The sequence below is a fragment of the Flexivirga oryzae genome, assembly GCF_014190805.1.
GTDB lineage: Bacteria > Actinomycetota > Actinomycetes > Actinomycetales > Dermatophilaceae > Flexivirga > Flexivirga oryzae.
Window position 1 is genome coordinate 590,464 of the sequence record NZ_JACHVQ010000001.1, and the last position, 18,108, is coordinate 608,571.

Here is an 18,108-nt window from a genome sequence, read left to right on the forward strand (position 1 = left end):
ACGCCGTGTTCGCCAAACTCATCGTGGTGCTGCTCGTCATCATCGTCGGATCGTTCCTGTGGTACTTCATGAAGTCGAAGGTCTCCGCCGCCCACCAGCAGGTGCGCGACCGGGCCATCGACGGCAACTTCGGCCGCGCCATCACGGCCGGCCCGGCGACCAAGCACCTGACGATGATGGGGCGCACCTTGACCCTCGGCGCCGACCCGACGCGCGCGGGGGAACTGATCAGCCATATCGCGACGTCGGATGACCGGGTCACCGACATACATCCCGAGCAGGGCGCGATCGTCATACAGATCGACGGCTCGTACCCCCGCGTGCGAGCACAACTGATGCCCGATCGCACCGTGATCGGGGTGGAGGCGATGACCTGGGAGATGGGTTTCCCGCAGGGAGCCGCGGTGTGGGACCGGATCGCCACCGCGATCAGCCAGGCGGCGACCCATCAGGGAATTCCGGTCGGTGAGGGCGCCCGTGAGTTCGCGAAGGACGAGCACGCCTCCGGTAAGCCGGAGGTGTGGACGGTTCGCGTACCCTGAGCCCGCACCCCGCGGCGCCGGCGAGCAGTCGGTCGCTCCATCGAGAAAGGCTTGGCAACGATCATGACCACCACCGCTTTGCGCAGGCTTGCTGTCGGCGTGGTGCCGACCGTGCTCGCAGTGGGCGTCGTCGCCGGATGCAACGACAGCGCACCATCGGTGCAGGCACCGCCCCGCGACGGAGCCGACCACGGCAGCCACGGGCGACCCCGCGAAGGTCTGCACCGCCGACCCCGACAGCCTCAGCACTCCCGCCGTGCTCGCTCCGGGCACCAAGAAGGCCGCATGGGGCAAACCCCTGGACCTGAAGCAGGAGTATGCCGGCACGGTCTCGATGAGCGCCGCGAAGCCGGTGGCCAAGAAGCCCGCAGCGGACGACTTCTTCGGCCCGCCGGACGGCCAGGTCTACCTGCTGATCAAGGTGACGGTGAAGTACAAGTCGGGCGACGACAACTTTCTCGGCGACACCTTCTTCACGCTGCGCGACAGCCACAACAACGTCTGCGACAGCGACCTGCTCAGCAGTGTGGTCCAGCAGCGGCAGCGCTTCGACTCGGTGACCATGTCCAAGACCCAGAAGAGCTACATCGGCACCCTTGTCTACGACGTGCCGGCCGACCAGGACTACACGAAGTACACGCTGATGTACCTGCCGGACTCGCTCGACAGCAAGAGCGCCAACGCGCCCGTCGCGTGGACCAAGTAACAAGGGGAAGAGGTTCCAAACCATGACCATCAAAGCGCACCGCAGGATCCTGCTCGGGGTGGTGCCGATGGCGCTGGCCGTCGGTACCGTGGCGGGCTGCAACGACAGCGCGCCGTCGGTCCAGGCTCCGGCATCCACCGCAGCGACCGCGGCGTCGACCGCGGACCAGCCGACGGACTCCGGCACCGACAACGGCGTGCCGACCGTGGCACCGAGCGACACGGCCGGGTCCAGCGACACCGGTGTTCCGACGGTCTCTGCGGCGCCGACGTCGTCGTCCGGCGACCCGTCGCAGGTGTGCACGACCGACGACAGTTTCGGCACCCCGGCCGCGCCCGGGCCGAGCACCAAGAAGGCCAAGTGGGGCTCGCCGCTGGACGTCACCCAGAAGTACGAGGGGACCGTCACGATGACGCCGGCGAAGCCGGTCGCCAAGAAGGGCGACCCGAATGACATCTTCGGACCCGACGAGGGGCAGGTCTACCTCCTGGTCAAGGTGACGGTGAAGTACAAGTCCGGCAACAACAGCGTCTTCGGTGGCACCGACTTCACGCTGCGCGACACCAAGAACAACGTCTGCGACTACAACTCGATCGCCGACATCGTGCCGCAGCGTGAGAAGTTCAGTGTCGTCACCATCGGCGAGACGAAGGAGAAGACCTACAGCGGGACCCTGGTCTACGAGGTGCCGGCCGGTCAGGACTACACGAAGTACACGTTCCTCTACCTCCCGGGGCTCGCCGACAACAGCGAAGCTCCGGTCGCATGGACGAACTGATCAGGTCCGGATGCGCGCAGCGGGTATGACGCTGAGCCCCGCCGACGAACAGCGCCGCACCCGGTTGCGCAGGATGCGGCTGACCGCGAGCTCACTGCTCGTGCTGGCCGCGGTCGTCTTCGTCGTGACCCATGGCCGGGGCGGCGTCTGGGGCTATGTCAACGCCGCCGCCGAAGCGGCGATGGTCGGTGCCGTCGCCGACTGGTTCGCGGTCACGGCGCTGTTCCGGCACCCGCTCGGTCTGAAGGTCCCGCACACCGCGATCATCCCCGAGCGCAAGGACAGCATCGGGCACAGCCTCGAGGATTTCGTCACCGACAACTTCCTCACCGCGGAGAACGTCCAGCAGCGCCTGGCGACCGCGCAGGTCCCGATGCGGGTCGGCCGGTGGTTGTCGGACCCGGCGAACGCCGGGCGGGTGGTCACCGAGTCGGCGCCCGCGCTCGCCAAGGGCATCAACTCGATCAGCGACGCCGAGGTGGGGGATTTCCTCGGCCGGGTGCTGCTGCCGCGGCTCGCGCGCGAGCCGGTCTCGCCACTGCTCGGCAGCCTGCTCGAAGGTGTCGTCCGGGACGACTCGCACCGTCAGGTGGTCGACCTGGTCGTCCGCGAACTGCACGACTGGGTGCGTGACAACGAACCGACGGTGACCTCGCTGATCGGGAGCCGGGCGCCGTGGTGGTCGCCGCGTTGGCTGGATGACACGGTCGCCGCGCGTCTGCACGTGGAACTGGTGCGGTGGTTGGCCGACATACGCGACACCCCGGACCACCAGGTGCGTCGCGCGATCGACGACCTGCTGGCCAAGCTCGCCGACAACCTGCAGAACGACCCCGCCACCATGGAGCGTGCCGAGACGCTCAAGGTGCGCGTCCTGTCCCACCCGTCGGTCGGTGACTCGCTGGTGGCCATGTGGCAGTCGATCAAACGCGTGGTGGTGGAGTCGCTCGACGACCCCGAGAGCGATCTGCGCGAGCGCCTCGTGCGGGCGATCTCGGACCTGGGCAACCGGATCGTCACCGACGACAATCTGCGCGCCTCGCTGGACCGGCGTCTCGGCGAGATCTCCGGGCACGTCGTCACGACCTACGGGCACGAGATCTCGACCGTCATCTCCCAGACCATCGAGCGCTGGGACGGCGACGAAGCCTCCCGCCGGATCGAGCTGCACGTCGGGCGTGACCTGCAGTTCATCCGGATCAACGGCACCGTGGTGGGCGGCCTGGTCGGTCTGGTGATCTACTCGCTCGCGCAGTTGCTCTGACAGCGCGGACGAGAAACCACCCCGGCCGTAGATTCGGACCCAACCGGGGGCACGTTGCAGGTATGTTGACTGAACTCCAAGGAGTGAGAGGCAACCTCGAACCCACGAATGCGTTGTCCGGAGAGGTTGGTTGGCGAATGGCATCGTTGCGGCGGCGTGTGCTCGATCAGATCCCGCAGCGGCCTCGCAACGGGCTACGCCGAGTGCAGCGCGCCGTGAACGAGCTGCAGGGCAAGCCCGGTCGGCCCGTCAAGAAGCCACCCGCCCGGGTGATCGGTATGGTTGAGCGGCTGGGCGAGGCGCAGATATTCGGATGGGTGATGGTGCCGACCTCGGCACCACCGGCACCGGTGAGCCTGCACCTCGGCCCGATCAAGCTCTCCTCCACCTACCCCACGCCGGGTGGCGCTCTGGCCCGTATGGAGATCGCTCAGGACAGTGCGCGTCCGCCGACCGCGCAGGGCACCGCGCTCAAGCGGGCCGTGGGATCCGGCGTCGCAGTTGGCCGCGCGGACGGTCGCCGGAATGTTCGTGACGGATTCGAGGAACGGTCCTTCACCTTCAAGGTTCGTGACATCTGGGCATATCTGCGGCAGGGCAACCGCGTCACCGTCAGGTACAAGGGACAGCCGCTTCCGATCAGCGGACACGGGATCTACTTCAGCGCCACCAAGGACGGCAAATACAACCTGAGGCTGCTGCAAGAGCGCCTTGACGAGGGCTTCATCCTCACCCAGATGGGCGAGATCGTGCTGTCGAAGCGGCTCGACGAGGAGTGGCAACGTCGGGTCGCCGGCCTCTACACGAAGGTTCGCGAGGTCGTCGCCGAACGATACGGGTATGACGTGTTCATCGCGTACGGGACCTTGCTCGGGTCGGTGCGGGAAGGTGGTTACATCAGTCACGACGCGGACTTCGACTCGGCATACATCTCCCAATTCCACACCGGTCGGGAAGCGGCCGAGGAGTTGCTGGACGTCGCCATGACATTGATCGATGCCGGCCTCGAGGTCGACCTGAGGCAGCGTCTGCTCCACGTGCACGACCCCGAGGACCCCTCGTACCGCATCGATGTGTTCCACCTGTACTTCGACCCCGAAGGGCGCCTACGGTTCCCCTGGGGTGTCGCCGGGACGCGCGGTTACACCACGGACGACTTCGTCGGCACCGAACTGGTCGACCTTCCCGGCGGCGAAGTGCTGCGGCCGATCAATCCGGAACCGCTGGTCGCCCACCTCTACGGGGACGACTGGCGACTGCCCAAACCCGCGTTCCACTGGCCGCATGCGCGCACCGACGTCGCCGACGACGCCGTGCTCACAACGGCTGAGCGCGACCGGGTCTACTGGTCGAATTTCTATGCGCATCACACGAGTAGTGGGGGGTCGACGTTCTTCGCCGCGGTGAGCGAACTCGACGGGCTGCCTGGGGCGGTGGTCGACATCGGGTGTGGTGACGGCCATGATTCGTTCGCGTTCGCGCAGAGTGGGCGCACCGTGTTGGGTATCGATCAGTCGGCGGTTGCCGTGCAGGGTGCGACGGCCCGCGCCGAGCAGTTGGGTGTCGCGGATCGGGCGGTGTTCGAGGTGTGTGACGTCTCGGATCCGGCCGCTCTGGGGGCCGTTCTCGAGCGGTTCCGGGGCCAGCACGCAGGAAACGTGTTGTTCTATCTGCGGTTCTTCCTGCACTCGGTCACCGCTGAGGTGCAGGAGGAGGTGCTGGCGCACATCCGGTCGGTGGCGCGTGCGGGGGACGTGTTCGCGGCGGAGTTCCGGACCGACAAGGACGAGAAGCGGAAGAAGACGTTCGGGAACCATTACCGGCGTTTCCAGAGCGCGGCCGAGTTCCGGGCGGCGTTGGAAGGGCGGTTCGGTTTCCAGGTGGTCAGTGATCAGGAGTCGGACGGATTGTCGCCGTACGGTGACGAGGACCCGATCCTCTACCGGGTCGTGGCACGGTTCCGGGAGTGACGCGGGCGGTGGACCGGGTCAGCCATAGCCGGACGGTATGGCCACAGCACAATCTGGGGAGGTGACGAACGGATGTCGAAGGCATCGGTACGGCGACAGGTGATCGACAGGATCCCCGAGGGACAACGCACCAGACTGCTGCGGTGGCGGCGGGCGACCCGGGTGGTTCGCGGCCGGGTTCACGAGCAACTGACCGGGTCGGCACGGCCCGCCGTCGGGATGGTCGAGCGTCTGGGGGACACCCAGATCGCCGGCTGGGTGATGGTGTCGGTCCAAACCGCCCCGGCACCGGTCACTCTGCAGCTCGGATCGATCGAGCTCTCCTCCACCTATCCGACCGCGGAGGGCACCCTGAGCGGGATGCGGCTTGCCCCGGAGGACGAAGGGCCGCCGTCGGCGCAGGCGGCAACACGCCCGCGGCGGGCCGGCGCCGGGGTGGCCGCCGGTCGGGTGGACGGGCGCCGGAACGCTCCCGACGGCTACGAGGCGAGAACGTTCTCGTTCCAGATCCGGGAGATCTGGCCCTACCTGAACAAGGGCGACCGGATCAGCGTGACCTTCGACGGGCAACCGTTGCCGATCACGGGGCACGGGCTCTTCTTCCGGGCACGCACCGACGGTGCCTCCAACCTCCGGGCGTTACGGCGCAAGTTGGATCAGGGGTACACGCTGACCCAGACGGGTCGGATCATGCTCTCCAAACGGCTCGATACGCAGTGGCAGCAACGGATCGCCGCGATCTACTCCACAGTGCGTGAGGTCGTCGCCGAGCGTTTCGGGTATGACGTGTTCATCGCCTACGGGACGTTGCTCGGGTCGGTGCGCGAGGGCGGTTACATCAGCCATGACGCCGACTTCGACTCGGCATACATCTCGCGCTATCGCACCGGTCGCGAAGCGGCCGAGGAACTCGTGGACATCGCCATGGCACTGATCGAGGTGGGGTTCGAGGTCGACCTGCGGCAACGGGTGCTGCACATCCACGACCCGGAGGATCGCACGTACCGCATCGATCTCTTCCACCTCTACTTCGATCCGGGCGGGCGGTTGCGGTTCCCATGGGGTGTCGCCGGAACCCGCGGTTACACCACGGACGACTTCGTCGGCACCGAGCCGGTCGACTTCTCCGGCGGCCAGGTGCTGCGGCCGATCAACCCGGAACCGCTGGTCGCCCACATCTATGGGGACGACTGGCGGCTGCCGAAGCCGGGTTTCCACTGGTGGCACGCCCGCAGAGAGGTTGCCGAGGACGGGATCCTGACGATCGTGCAACGCGACCGGGTGTACTGGTCGAATTTCTATGCGCATCACACGAGTAGTGGGGGGTCGACGTTCTTCGCCGCGGTGAGCGAACTCGACGGGCTGCCTGGGGCGGTGGTCGACATCGGGTGTGGTGACGGCCATGATTCGTTCGCGTTCGCGCAGAGTGGGCGCACCGTGTTGGGTATCGATCAGTCGGCGGTTGCCGTGCAGGGTGCGACGGCCCGCGCCGAGCAGTTGGGTGTCGCGGATCGGGCGGTGTTCGAGGTGTGTGACGTCTCGGATCCGGCCGCTCTGGGGGCCGTTCTCGAGCGGTTCCGGGGCCAGCACGCAGGAAACGTGTTGTTCTATCTGCGGTTCTTCCTGCACTCGGTCACCGCTGAGGTGCAGGAGGAGGTGCTGGCGCACATCCGGTCGGTGGCGCGTGCGGGGGACGTGTTCGCGGCGGAGTTCCGGACCGACAAGGACGAGAAGCGGAAGAAGACGTTCGGGAACCATTACCGGCGTTTCCAGAGCGCGGCCGAGTTCCGGGCGGCGTTGGAAGGGCGGTGCGGTTTCCAGGTGGTCAGTGATCAGGAGTCGGACGGATTGTCGCCGTACGGTGACGAGGACCCGATCCTCTACCGGGTCGTGGCACGGTTCCGCGGCAGGCCGTCGGACTGATGGTCGCCGTACGGCCATTCCCACGTCGTCGACTCGCGGCACGAGAAGCATGCTGTGGGAACGGATCTCGTCACGACGGCCGAGGATTGGGCCGCGAATGACACATCGCCGACGAGAGCGCGATCCCGCGCTCACAGGCCGTCGTCATGCCGAGGCTGCGTGCACCTGGATCTCCTGGCCGTCCGGGTCGCTGATGGTCACGTAGTCGCCGAACTCGGACTCGTGCAGTTGCGCGCTCGCGCCGGCAGCCTCGGAGCGCTGGATGATCTCGGCCAGCGGAATGGTCGTCTCGAAGGTCAGCTGCACCGCGAACGGCGTTGGTATGACGGGAATCCCGCCACCGGTGTGGTGCAGGCCGACCGAGCCGCCGGCACCCGGGAGCGTGAGTTGGGTGAAGTGCTCGCCGGCGTCACCGACGACCGTGAAACCGAGCGCCTCGAGCAGCCGCCGGTCGGGAGCCTGGTCGTCCACGAAGCGGATCGGGGTGACCCGGAGGTCGCCGATGCCGGGCTCGATGCCGGTGCTGGAGTAGCCGTACAGATCGTCGGACCGACCGTTGATGACGAGCTGGTCGCCGCCGAGGGTGATCGTGATCGCACGGCCGTAGGCCTCGTCATACACCATCGACTCGTCCGGGTGCCCGTCGTTGGCAAAGCCGCTCGCGACGAGTTGCCGTGCCAATGCTTCGAGTTCGGTCTCCGCGAAGGACAGGCAGGTCGCGCCGGGCGGCACGCCCATGGCCGAGTCGGAGGCGCTGTGCAGGGCGACGGTGCCTGTCTGCCCGGACAGCTCCACCCAGCCGCCCTTGTCGCTGGTGATGTTGACCGAAAGCCCCAGTGACACCAGGAGTTTCGTCACATCGTCGAGGTTGTCGGTGAAACGGATGGGTTGCACGAAGAGGGTCATCGGATGGCTCCTTGATCAAGGTAGTTGCGCAGCGCCTGCTCGACGAGTGCCGAGAGGCTCATGCTGTCGTCGATCGCGCGGTGCTTGACCGCGCGGATCAGGTCCGGTGGGAGATACACGTTGAACTGCGTCTTCTCGCTTGCTGGCATGCTAGCAATCTAACTAAGTAGCGAATGCAGGTCAAGGGCGGCCGACCCCCACGCCGGTGATCCGCACGTCGAGCGGGCCGGAACGCCCTCCCGCACACCGGGTTAACATCTGGGCCAGGTCACGGCTGCCAGCCGACAACCCGGATCGCTGGGGCCGAATCGAGCACGGAGGTTCATCATGAGCACCGACGCAACACTCGACTGGTCGTTCGAGACGCGGCAGATTCACGCGGGACAGTCTGCGGACCCCACCACCGGCTCGCTGGCGCTGCCGATCTACCAGACCACGTCGTTCCAGTTCAACGACACCGAGCACGCGGCGAATCTCTTCGGGCTCAAGGAATTCGGCAACATCTACACGCGGCTGATGAACCCGACCACCGACGTCGCGGAGAAGCGCGTTGCCAGCCTGGAAGGCGGCGTCGGCGCACTGCTGGTCTCGTCCGGTCAGGCGGCGGAGACGCTCGCCTTCCTGAACATCGTCGGGGCCGGCGACCATATCGTCGCGAGCCCGAGCCTGTATGGCGGCACCTACAACCTGCTGAAGCACACGTTGGCCAGGCTCGGCATCGAGACCACGTTCGTCGAGGACCGCACCGACGCGGAGGGTTGGGCCGCAGCGTTCCGCCCCAACACCAAGCTGGTCTTTGCGGAGACCATCTCGAACCCGAAGTCGGAGATCCTCGACATCGAGCTGGTCGCCGGTGTTGCGCACGACCACGGAGTGCCGATGATCGTCGACAACACCATCGCAACGCCCTACGTGTTGCGTCCGATCGAGCACGGGGCCGACATCGTCATCCACTCCGCGACCAAGTATCTCGGCGGCCATGGCACCGCGATCGGAGGCGTGATCGTCGACAGTGGCAACTTCGACTTCGCCAAGGATCCGGAGAAGTTCCCGGGCTTCAACACCCCGGACGAGTCCTACCACGGCCTCGTCTACGCCCGGGACCTCGGAGTCGGCAGCCCGCTCGGGGCGAACCTCGCCTACATCCTCAAGGCGCGCGTGGAGTTGCTGCGCGACATGGGTGCCGCGATCTCGCCGTTCAACTCGTTTCTGATCGAGCAGGGCATGGAGACGCTCAGCCTGCGTGTGGAGCGACACATCGCGAACGCCCGCAGGGTCGCCGAGTGGTTGCAGGGGCACGACCAGGTCGAGTCGGTCCGGTGGGCCTCGCTGCCGGACAACGAATACTACGAACTGGCGCAGAAATACACGCCGCTCGGGGCCGGAGCGGTGCTGGCGTTCGAGATCGCCGGAGGGGTCGAGGCGGGCAGGAAGTTCGTCGAGGCGCTGACGTTGCACTCGCACGTCGCCAACATGGGCGACGTGCGTTCGCTGGCGATCCACCCCGCGTCGACCACGCACTCGCAGGGCCCGGACGAGGACCGGCTGGCCGCCGGGGTGACACCCGGGCTCGTCCGCCTGTCCGTCGGCATCGAGCACGTCGACGACATCATCGCCGATCTCGCGCAGGGCTTCAGCGCAGCCAAGGGTGCCTGACCGTTCGGTATGCCGGTCGATCCGTGGTTGATCGAATAATCGGTTGACCGCCTGCGAAAGGGCCGACAGGGTGGGCGCACACGCACCGACGGCTGCAGCCGTCCAGATCGAGAGGAGTCAGTCATGACCGAAGTCCGGGGCAGTCTGCCCACCTTCCGCCTTCTCGATCGGAGCTTCCCGTATGACGCACCACCCGGAGGCGTCTGCCTCCACTGACGACCTCGACGGCGCGCTCGATGCGCGATTCACCTTCGACTACCAGCAGATCGGTGATCTCGAACCCGGCCAGCGCTGGTCCACCTGGGGCAGTTGTCAGCCGCTCAGCCGCGGTCCCGAACCGTGGCCGGACTGGATCATCACCGATGATGCCGCGGTCGACACCGAGCTCGGGGTGCTGAAGACCGGCAAGGAGGCCGACGTCTTCCTGCTCGAGCGGTCCGCGCCGCTCGACGACCGGAGCGTGGTCCTGGCTGCGAAGCGCTACCGCGACAACACCCACCGCACGTTCCACCGCAACACCGCGTACACGGAGGGCCGCAAGCTGCCCAAGAAGGGCGGCCGCGAGGCACGTGCGCTCGCCAAGAGCACGTCCTTCGGCAAGACCGTCGCGGCCGGCATGTGGGCGTGGGCGGAGTGGGAGGCGCTGGTGCGCTTCCACCGGGCCGGACTGCCGGTGCCCTACCCCGCCCAGGTCGACGGCACCGAGATCCTGATGGAGCTCATCACCGACAGCGACGGAGCGCCTGCGCCTCGGCTGGCCGCGACACGTCCGGATCGAAACCTGTTGGAGTCGCTGTGGGTCCAGCTGTGCGACACCATCACCGGCCTGGCCGGGCTGGGGTGCGTGCACGGCGACCTGTCGGCATACAACCTGCTGGTGGCGGGTGAGCGCCTGGTGCTGATCGATCTGCCCCAGACCGTCGACCTCTTCGGCAACCCGCACGGCATGGACATGCTGCAACGCGATTGCATGAACGTCGCCAAGTGGTTCGTCGCCCGCGGACTGGACGTCGACGGTGAGGACCTCTTCGGGGAGGTGGTGGCGCGCTCGGTCTGAGCAGGTATGGCGGTGCGTCCGGGCGGTGCGGCGAAATGCGTGCGACGCGCGTCATCCGGGTTTGCGACAATGGCCGGGATCACCATGACGACACCTGACCCCACCGCGCCCTCCAGCCGCCGGTCCCGCGGCCGTCGCGGCCGCAGCGGCGGACGACAGGGCAACCGCCGGCCGCCGCGCGAGACACCGGAGCAGCGCAGCGCACGCCACGAGCACCGCAGCACCCTCGTGCCGACGATCGGCTATCCACCGCAGTTGCCGGTCAGCGCCGCACGGGACGAGATCGCCGACGCGATCCGTGACCACCAGGTCGTCGTCATCGCAGGAGAGACCGGCTCCGGCAAGACGACCCAGCTGCCGAAGATCTGCCTGGAGCTCGGGCGCGGGCTGGACGGCCTGATCGGGCACACCCAGCCGCGGCGCATCGCGGCACGCTCCGTCGCCGAGCGGATCGCCGAGGAGTTGGACGTCACGCTCGGCGAAACCATCGGCTATCAGGTGCGATTCGCCGATCACTCCACCAAGGACTCGCTGGTCAAGGTGATGACCGACGGCGTGCTGCTCTCGGAGCTGCAGCACGACCGGGACCTGCGCCGCTACGACACGCTGATCATCGACGAGGCGCACGAGCGGTCGCTCAACATCGACTTCATCCTGGGCTACCTGCGGCAGCTGTTGCCCCGCCGCCCCGACCTGAAGGTGATCATCACCTCTGCGACCATCGACCCGCAGCGCTTCGCGGACCACTTCACGATCGAGGGCCGCCCGCCGGTGCCGGTGATCGAGGTGTCCGGCCGCACGTATCCGGTGGAGGTCCGCTACCGCCCGCTGGTGCGCGAGGTCGAGACTGTGACGAAGGACGCAGCGGAGGTTGGGGGCGAGCGTGCGAGCACCCGGCCGAAGCGGAGTCCGAGGAGGAGCGACCAAGAACTCAGCGGGCAGGAGGTGGACGTCGACCAGGTCACCGGCATCGCCGACGCGGTGACCGAGCTGTGGACCGAAGCCCGTGGGGACGGAGGTCCGCAGGACGTTCTGGTGTTCTGTTCCGGTGAGCGTGAGATCCGTGACGCCGCAGACGCGTTGACCGCTCTGGAGCTGCCGTCGACCGAGATCCTGCCGCTGTACGCCCGGCTGTCCGCGGCCGAGCAGCACCGCGTCTTCAGCCGGTCAGGGAAACGGCGGATCATCTTGGCCACCAACGTCGCCGAGACCTCGCTCACCGTCCCCGGCATCCGGTATGTCGTGGACACCGGCACCGCACGCATCTCGCGCTTCAGCCAGCGCACCAAGGTGCAGCGCCTGCCGATCGAGCCGATCTCCAAGGCGTCCGCCCGCCAGCGTTCCGGCCGCTGCGGCCGCGTCGCAGACGGTGTCTGCATCCGGCTCTACTCCGAGGCCGACTTCGACGCCCGGCCGGATTTCACCGAGCCGGAGATCCTGCGCACGAATCTCGCGTCGGTCATCCTGCAGATGACTTCCCTCGGCCTGGGCGACGTGAGCCGGTTCCCGTTCATCGAGCCACCGGATCCGCGGCAGGTCACCGACGGCGTGCGGCTGCTGCAGGAACTCGGCGCTGTGGAGGAGCGTGGGACGCAACAGGGTCGACGGTTGACCAGGACCGGGCGGACGCTGGCCGCGCTCCCGGTCGACCCGCGGATGGCGCGCATGCTGGTCGCCGCGGCCGAGAACGGTTCGCTGCGCGAGGTGCTGGTCATCGTCGCCGCACTGTCCATCCAGGACGTCCGCGAACGCCCTGCCGAGGCGCAGGCACAGGCCGATCAGTCGCATGCTCGGTTCAAGCACGAGACGAGCGACTTCCTGACCCTGCTGAATCTGTGGCGCTACATTAAGGAGCAGCGGAAGGCGTTGTCCAGCAGTGCTTTCCGCCGCATGTGCAAGCGCGAATACCTGCACTACCTGCGGATCCGGGAGTGGCAGGACCTGCACGCACAGCTGAAGCAGATCACCAAACGGCAGCACCTCATGCCGAGCGACAACCCGGCAGGGGAGGACGCCATCCACCAGGCGCTGCTGAGCGGGCTGCTGTCGCAGATCGGGCTGCGCGACCCGGACAAACGCGACTACCAGGGCTCGCGTGGCGCGCGCTTCTCCATCCAGCCCGGATCCACCCTCTTCCGGCGGCAGCCCGACTACGTGATGTCCGCCGAACTCGTTGAGACCACCCGGCTGTGGGCCCGCACGAACGCGCGCATCGACCCCGCCTGGGCCGAGCGGCTCGGCGAGCATTTGGTGAAAAGGCAGTACGCAGAGCCACATTGGTCGCGCAAACGCGGCGCCGTGATGGCCGCCGAGCGCGTCACGCTGTATGGCGTCCCGCTCGTCGCCGGGCGACTGGTCGCGTACGGCACGGTCGACCCGGAGCTCTCCCGGGAGCTGTTCATCCGCAACGCACTGGTCGAGGGTGACTGGGAGACCCGGCACCAGTTCTTCCGCGACAACCGCCAGCTGGTGGCGCGGATCGCCGACCTGGAGGCACGCGCGCGGCGCCGCGACCTCCTCGTGGGTGACGACGAACTCTTCGACTTCTACGACGCTCGCATCCCCGGATCCATCGTCTCAGCAGCGCATTTCGACTCGTGGTGGAAGCAGGAGCAACGCCAGGACCCGAAGCTGCTGACGCTCACCGAGGACACCCTGCTGCGTGACGAGGCGGACGCCGTCGATGCGACCGACTACCCGAAGACGTGGCGCCAGGGCGACCTGAAGCTGCGCCTCACCTACCAGTTCGAGCCGGGCGCGGACGCCGACGGGGTGACGGTCCACCTGCCGCTCGACCAGCTCAACCAGGTGACACCCGACGGGTTCGACTGGCTGGTGCCCGGTCTGCGCGAGGAGCTCGTGACTGCGCTCATCCGGGCGCTGCCGAAGGCGACCCGGCGCAACTTCGTCCCGGCACCCGACCACGCCCGTCGCGTCCTGGCCCGGCTCGACCCGGACGCCGGGCCGATCACCGATGAGCTCGGTCACGCGCTGCGTGCTGCGACCGGGGTCGCGGTGGCGCCGGGGGAGTGGGACTGGAGCCGCGTCCCCGACCACCTGCGGATCACCTTCCGGGTCGAGGACTCCCGCGGCCGCAAGCTCGCCGAGGGCAAGGACCTCGAGGCGCTGCAGGAGCAGCTCGCGGGCAAGGTGCGCGGTGCCGTGTCCCGGGCGGCGGCGGACATCGAGCGCACCGGCCTCACCGCCTGGGGCGACCTCGGCCGCCTCCCGGCGACGTACGAGCAGCGGCACGGCAAGCGCACCATCCAGGGTTTCCCGTCGCTCGTCGACCACGGCGACACCGTGTCGCTGGAGGTGTTGCCGACGGCGTCCGAGCAGGCGCACGCGACCCGCCTCGGCATACGCCGGCTGATCCTGCTCAATGTCGATGTGCCGTGGAAACGCATCGAAGGACTCTTCACGACGCGTCAGCGGCTGGCGCTCGGCAACAACCCGCACGGCGGCATGCGCGTCCTGATGGACGACGTCCTCGCGGCGGCCGTCGACGACATCGTCGCCCGCGACCTGCCGGACGGCACCGTCCGCGAGGGTGCGCAGTTCGACGAGGCGCTGCGGGTCGTGCGGCAGCAGCTCGCGCCCCGCGTCGTCGCGGTCGTCGAGGCGCTGGCTCCGGTGCTCGACCACGCCCGCGAGGTCCGGCTGGCGCTGGATGCGATGACGCAGTCGTCGCTCACCGGCCTGCGCGCCGAACTGGAGCGGCAACGGGCCGACCTGGTCCACCCCGGGTTCGTCGCCGGCACCGGCCTGGCGCGGCTGCGCGACCTGGACAGGTACCTGCGCGCGATGCTGGTGCGGATCGACAAGGCACCGGGGGACCTGGCGCGTGACCGCCAGCGTGCCGACGAGGTCGCGGTCGTCGAGGAGGAGCGGCAGAAGGTGCTGGCCGCGGTGCCCGCCGCCCGCCATACCGACCCGGACGTGATGGACCTGCGCTGGCAGATCGAGGAGCTGCGGGTGAGCCTCTTCGCGCAGCGCCTGGGCACCGCGCGACCCGTCTCGGCGAAGCGGATCTTCAAGGCCATGGACGCGGTGGAGGACGCGACCGGGCGCTGAGGGAATCCCGCGGCGCCGCGCGGCGTTCGCACTGATGAAGCCCCCCGATCCAGGAGTATGTCGTGCAAGACCCGCGAGAGCTCTACCAGCTCGAGACCGACACCCACGCCAGTGCGCTCGGCGCACACACCATGGTGGTGTCGCTCGGCGGACTCATCGACGCCGGCAACACCCAGCAACTGCTGACCGGGCACCTGCTCGGCACCCTCGAGCACACCGTCGTCGCGTCGTTCGACGTCGACCAGCTGCTCGACTACCGCGGCCGGCGGCCGGTGATGACCTTCGACCGTGACCACTTCACCGACTACGCCGACCCCACGCTGCTGCTCTACCGGATGATCGACGCCGAGGGCACGCCCTTCTACCTGCTGGCCGGCCCGGAGCCGGACTACCAGTGGGAGCGGATGATCGAGGCGATCCGCCAGCTGATCCGCCGGCTCGGGGTGCAGCTGGTGGTCAGCGCACAGGGCATCCCGATGGGCGTGCCGCATACCCGCCCGGTCGGTATGACGAAGTTCGCCAGCAAACCGTCGCTGATCCCCGACAACGAAGCACTCTTCGGCGCGGTGCAGATCCCCGGCTCGCTGGACAGCCTGATGCACCTGCGCCTCGGCGAGTCCGGCGTCGACACCGTCGGTTTCGCCGTCCACGTGCCGCACTACCTGGCGCAGATGGACTTCGGCGACGCCGCCGTCGCCGCCTTGCAGGCGATCACCGGACTGACCGGGCTCGCCATACCCATCCAGGAGTTAGCCGCGATCGCCGGGCTGAATCGTGCCGAGATCGCCAAGCAGATCGAGGAGAACGACGAGGTCGGCGAGGTGGTGCACGGGCTGGAGGAGCAGTACGACGCCTTCACAGAGGGCCTGAAGCGGCAGAACCTGCTGGCCACCGAGATGGCGCAACTGCCCAGCGCGGACGAGATCGGCGCGGAGCTGGAGCAGTTTCTGCGCGACGAGGAGCACACCACCGACGAGGAGCCCGGCAAGGGCTACGACGGCCCGGACTTTCTGAGATAGCCCGCGGGCGGCCGGCCGGGATACCGGTCATAGGTCCCCCCAGGGTGGACTGCGGTACGCCGTCGGCCGGGAAACCGGTCATAGGTCCCCCCAGGGGCGACTCCGGTACGCCGCCGGTCCGGATACCGGTCATAGGTCCCCCCAGGGTGGACTCCGGTCCGCGGGTGGCCGGGAAACCGGTCATAGGTCCCCCCAGGGGCGACTCCGGTACGCCGCCGGTCCGGATACCGGTCATAGGTCCCCCCAGGGTGGACTCCGGTACGCCGTCGGTCGGGATACCGGTCATAGGTCCCCCCAGGGTCGACTGCGGTACGCGGGTGGCCGGGAAACCGGTCATAGGTCCCCCCAGGGGCGACTCCGGTACGCCGTCGGCCGGGAAACCGGTCATAGGTCCCCCCAGGGTCGACTCCCGCCACGCCACCGCCGACTCGCCGGTGCGTTCAGCCTTTCGCCTCCGACCAGCGTTGCACGACCTTCAGATCGGCGACGAACCGCACCGGGGCGCCGCCCGTCCACCGGCGCGCGGCGGCCTGCAGCGCGTCATCCACCGCTTGCGCGGTCTCGGTCGCGTATGACGCCGGGGCGTGCACCAGCAACTCGTCGTGCAGGCACAGCACGATGCGGCCACCGAACGGCCGGACCGCGTCCCGGACGGTGAGCGCCCACGCCTTGAAGAACTCCGCGGCGGCTCCTTGCACGACCGCGTTGCGGGTGAACCGGCCGATCGCGCGCCGGCCCGCCTGGTCCGCCGCCAGCCTGCTGCGGACCAGGCGTCCGCCATACGTGACGACCGGTTCGCCGTGCTCACCGCGCTCGGCCGCCGCCCGCAGGTACCGCAGCGCCCGCGGGTAGGTGCGCTCCATCCGCTGCAGCGCGTCGGCGGCCGGTCCGGACGTCTGCCCGTACATGGCTGCCAACACCGCGATCTTGGCGGCCGGGCGGTCCAGGTGCAGCTGCTGGGCGACGGTCGCATACAGGTCGTCCTGCGCGGTTGCGGCCGCGAAGTCCGGATCGGCGGAAACGACCGCCAGGACTCGCGGTTCGACCTGGCCGAGGTCGGCTCGCACCAACACGTGGTCCGGTGCGGCGGCGACTCCCGGGCGCAGGGGAGTGGGCAGGCTGTGCAGGCCGGCGCCGGCCGTCATCCGGCCCGCGCCGCCGTCGCACGCCGTCCACGCACCGCGTAGCCGATCGTCCGTGCCGACGAAGCGATCCAGCCAGGACCACCCGTACGTCGTGGCGATGCGCTCGGCCTTGCGCCAGTCGAGCAGCGCCCCGACCACCGGGTGCAGGTCACGGTAGGGCTCCAGGTGCCACGCCCGCGTGTCGTCCACACGAACACCCAGGGACCGCAACAGATCCCGCACGTGCGCCGGATTGCGCAGGTCGGTCGTCCCGCGACCTGGCACGTGCTGCAGGACGAGCTCATCCCGGGCGGCGCGGATCTGATCGGCGTGCGCCTCGTCCCTCGGCCGCGGACCGGCTGTCGCGGTGATGAGTCGCTCCAACACCGGGCGATCGATCGGCAACCCGTGCTCGGTCAGCTCGACGCACAGCAGCGCCGCGCCGGACTCGCTGGTCGCCGTGCTCACCCCGTGCGGGCGCGCCGCCAGCAGCGCACCCTGCCGGTCCGCGGTCACCAGCGCCAGCCGCGCCAGGTCGACCAGGTGCGCCGACCGCCAATCGGGTTGCAGGCACGACGGATTGAGGTAGCCGTCGGACCCGACGACAGCGTCGTCGTCCGGTCGCAGGTCGAAGAGATCGCCCGACGATGGCGCCGGACGTTCCGCCGGGTCGAGTCCGGCCGCGGCGGCCCAGATCTCGTCGGCACCGGCATCGAAGCCACCCACCAGCAGTCGATGCGCCTCGGTCAGGTCCCAGCAGCGCCGCAGGTGCAGCCCCGCCCGGACCAGCGGGGTCGCAGCCTCGGCGGCCGCCCACCACACCCACCGCAGGTCGGCCACCGACGCGTCGGTCTGCTCGACGAAGCGCACCAGGTCCGCAACCGCACCGTCGAACCGCACCCCGTCCGGCGCTGCGCACACCGCCCGGTCACCGTGCACCGTCACGGCATACAGCGCACCGCGCACCGACATGGGTCTCCTCGAGCATGGGTCCTGCACACCGGACGGCCGGTGCGCTGGACCCATCATGTCGCGTCGGTACGACGGCTCCCGCCACCACTGCGCCGTCGCGGCCCGGCGCCGGCCAGC

General features: G+C 68.5%; 13 protein-coding genes. 10 read left to right on the forward strand and 3 right to left on the reverse strand.

The features are described from left to right. The first annotated feature begins 5 nt into the window (after positions 1 to 5). The 6 genes from FHU39_RS02755 (at position 6) to FHU39_RS02780 (ending at position 7,183) form a co-directional block, all read left to right on the forward strand. Positions 6 to 542, forward strand: coding sequence for a hypothetical protein (locus tag FHU39_RS02755; protein ID WP_183318766.1), 537 nt, complete (start codon positions 6 to 8; stop codon positions 540 to 542). 256 nt (positions 543 to 798) lie between these two features. After that, complete coding sequence (locus FHU39_RS02760) at positions 799 to 1,248, forward strand: DUF4352 domain-containing protein (RefSeq protein WP_183318768.1); 450 nt, start codon at positions 799 to 801, stop codon at positions 1,246 to 1,248. Between the two features lie 22 nt (positions 1,249 to 1,270). After that, positions 1,271 to 2,026: a DUF4352 domain-containing protein gene (locus FHU39_RS02765; RefSeq protein ID WP_183318771.1), complete on the forward strand. Its 756-nt coding sequence runs from the start codon at positions 1,271 to 1,273 to the stop codon at positions 2,024 to 2,026. Positions 2,027 to 2,051: 25 nt separating this feature from the next. Next, a complete protein-coding gene (locus FHU39_RS02770) occupies positions 2,052 to 3,290 on the forward strand; it encodes a DUF445 domain-containing protein (protein ID WP_246336145.1) in 1,239 nt (412 codons plus the stop codon). A 215-nt stretch (positions 3,291 to 3,505) separates the two neighbouring features. Then, positions 3,506 to 5,260: a methyltransferase domain-containing protein gene (locus FHU39_RS02775; protein ID WP_183318773.1), complete on the forward strand. Its 1,755-nt coding sequence runs from the start codon at positions 3,506 to 3,508 to the stop codon at positions 5,258 to 5,260. 72 nt (positions 5,261 to 5,332) lie between these two features. Then, entirely contained in the window at positions 5,333 to 7,183 is a 1,851-nt protein-coding gene (locus FHU39_RS02780; protein WP_183318775.1) for a methyltransferase domain-containing protein, read from the forward strand. 144 nt (positions 7,184 to 7,327) lie between these two features. Here FHU39_RS02780 and FHU39_RS02785 read toward each other — a convergent pair whose 3' ends face one another. Then, positions 7,328 to 8,089 (reverse strand): hypothetical protein, encoded by a 762-nt coding sequence (locus FHU39_RS02785; protein ID WP_183318777.1) that lies wholly within the window; start codon positions 8,087 to 8,089, stop codon positions 7,328 to 7,330. Beyond that, positions 8,086 to 8,238, reverse strand: a complete 153-nt coding sequence (locus FHU39_RS02790; protein ID WP_183318779.1) for a ribbon-helix-helix domain-containing protein — start codon at positions 8,236 to 8,238, stop codon at positions 8,086 to 8,088. The genes FHU39_RS02785 and FHU39_RS02790 overlap by 4 nt, the downstream gene beginning before the upstream one ends. Before the next feature lie 178 nt (positions 8,239 to 8,416). Here FHU39_RS02790 and FHU39_RS02795 point away from each other — a divergent pair, with 178 nt between their 5' ends. From FHU39_RS02795 to FHU39_RS02810, 4 genes are all read left to right on the forward strand, one after another. Continuing rightward, entirely contained in the window at positions 8,417 to 9,745 is a 1,329-nt protein-coding gene (locus tag FHU39_RS02795) for a bifunctional o-acetylhomoserine/o-acetylserine sulfhydrylase (RefSeq protein ID WP_183318781.1), read from the forward strand. Between the two features lie 181 nt (positions 9,746 to 9,926). Next, positions 9,927 to 10,802 (forward strand): serine protein kinase RIO, encoded by an 876-nt coding sequence (locus FHU39_RS02800; protein WP_183318783.1) that lies wholly within the window; start codon positions 9,927 to 9,929, stop codon positions 10,800 to 10,802. Between the two features lie 84 nt (positions 10,803 to 10,886). Further along, positions 10,887 to 14,876, forward strand: coding sequence for an ATP-dependent RNA helicase HrpA (hrpA, locus tag FHU39_RS02805; RefSeq protein WP_183318785.1), 3,990 nt, complete (start codon positions 10,887 to 10,889; stop codon positions 14,874 to 14,876). A 62-nt stretch (positions 14,877 to 14,938) separates the two neighbouring features. Beyond that, a complete protein-coding gene (locus FHU39_RS02810; protein WP_183318787.1) occupies positions 14,939 to 15,895 on the forward strand; it encodes a PAC2 family protein in 957 nt (318 codons plus the stop codon). 440 nt (positions 15,896 to 16,335) lie between these two features. On the opposite strand, the gene FHU39_RS02815 is transcribed toward FHU39_RS02810, so the two are convergent. Then, positions 16,336 to 17,991 carry a DNA polymerase gene (locus FHU39_RS02815; protein ID WP_183318789.1) on the reverse strand — a complete coding sequence of 552 codons (1,656 nt, stop codon included), beginning with the start codon at positions 17,989 to 17,991 and terminating at the stop codon, positions 16,336 to 16,338. Positions 17,992 to 18,108 lie beyond the last annotated feature (117 nt).

What these genes read in the sequence shown, in the direction of transcription:
- FHU39_RS02765 (WP_183318771.1), top strand. Translation starts at nt 1,271, where the DNA reads ATGACCATCAAAGCGCACCGCAGGATCCTGCTCGGGGTGGTGCCGATG.
- FHU39_RS02770 (WP_246336145.1), top strand. Translation starts at nt 2,052, where the DNA reads ATGACGCTGAGCCCCGCCGACGAACAGCGCCGCACCCGGTTGCGCAGG.
- FHU39_RS02780 (WP_183318775.1), top strand. Translation starts at nt 5,333, where the DNA reads ATGTCGAAGGCATCGGTACGGCGACAGGTGATCGACAGGATCCCCGAG.
- FHU39_RS02785 (WP_183318777.1), bottom strand. Translation starts at nt 8,089, where the DNA reads ATGACCCTCTTCGTGCAACCCATCCGTTTCACCGACAACCTCGACGAT.
- FHU39_RS02790 (WP_183318779.1), bottom strand. Translation starts at nt 8,238, where the DNA reads ATGCCAGCAAGCGAGAAGACGCAGTTCAACGTGTATCTCCCACCGGAC.
- FHU39_RS02795 (WP_183318781.1), top strand. Translation starts at nt 8,417, where the DNA reads ATGAGCACCGACGCAACACTCGACTGGTCGTTCGAGACGCGGCAGATT.
- FHU39_RS02800 (WP_183318783.1), top strand. Translation starts at nt 9,927, where the DNA reads ATGACGCACCACCCGGAGGCGTCTGCCTCCACTGACGACCTCGACGGC.
- hrpA (WP_183318785.1), top strand. Translation starts at nt 10,887, where the DNA reads ATGACGACACCTGACCCCACCGCGCCCTCCAGCCGCCGGTCCCGCGGC.
- FHU39_RS02815 (WP_183318789.1), bottom strand. Translation starts at nt 17,991, where the DNA reads ATGTCGGTGCGCGGTGCGCTGTATGCCGTGACGGTGCACGGTGACCGG.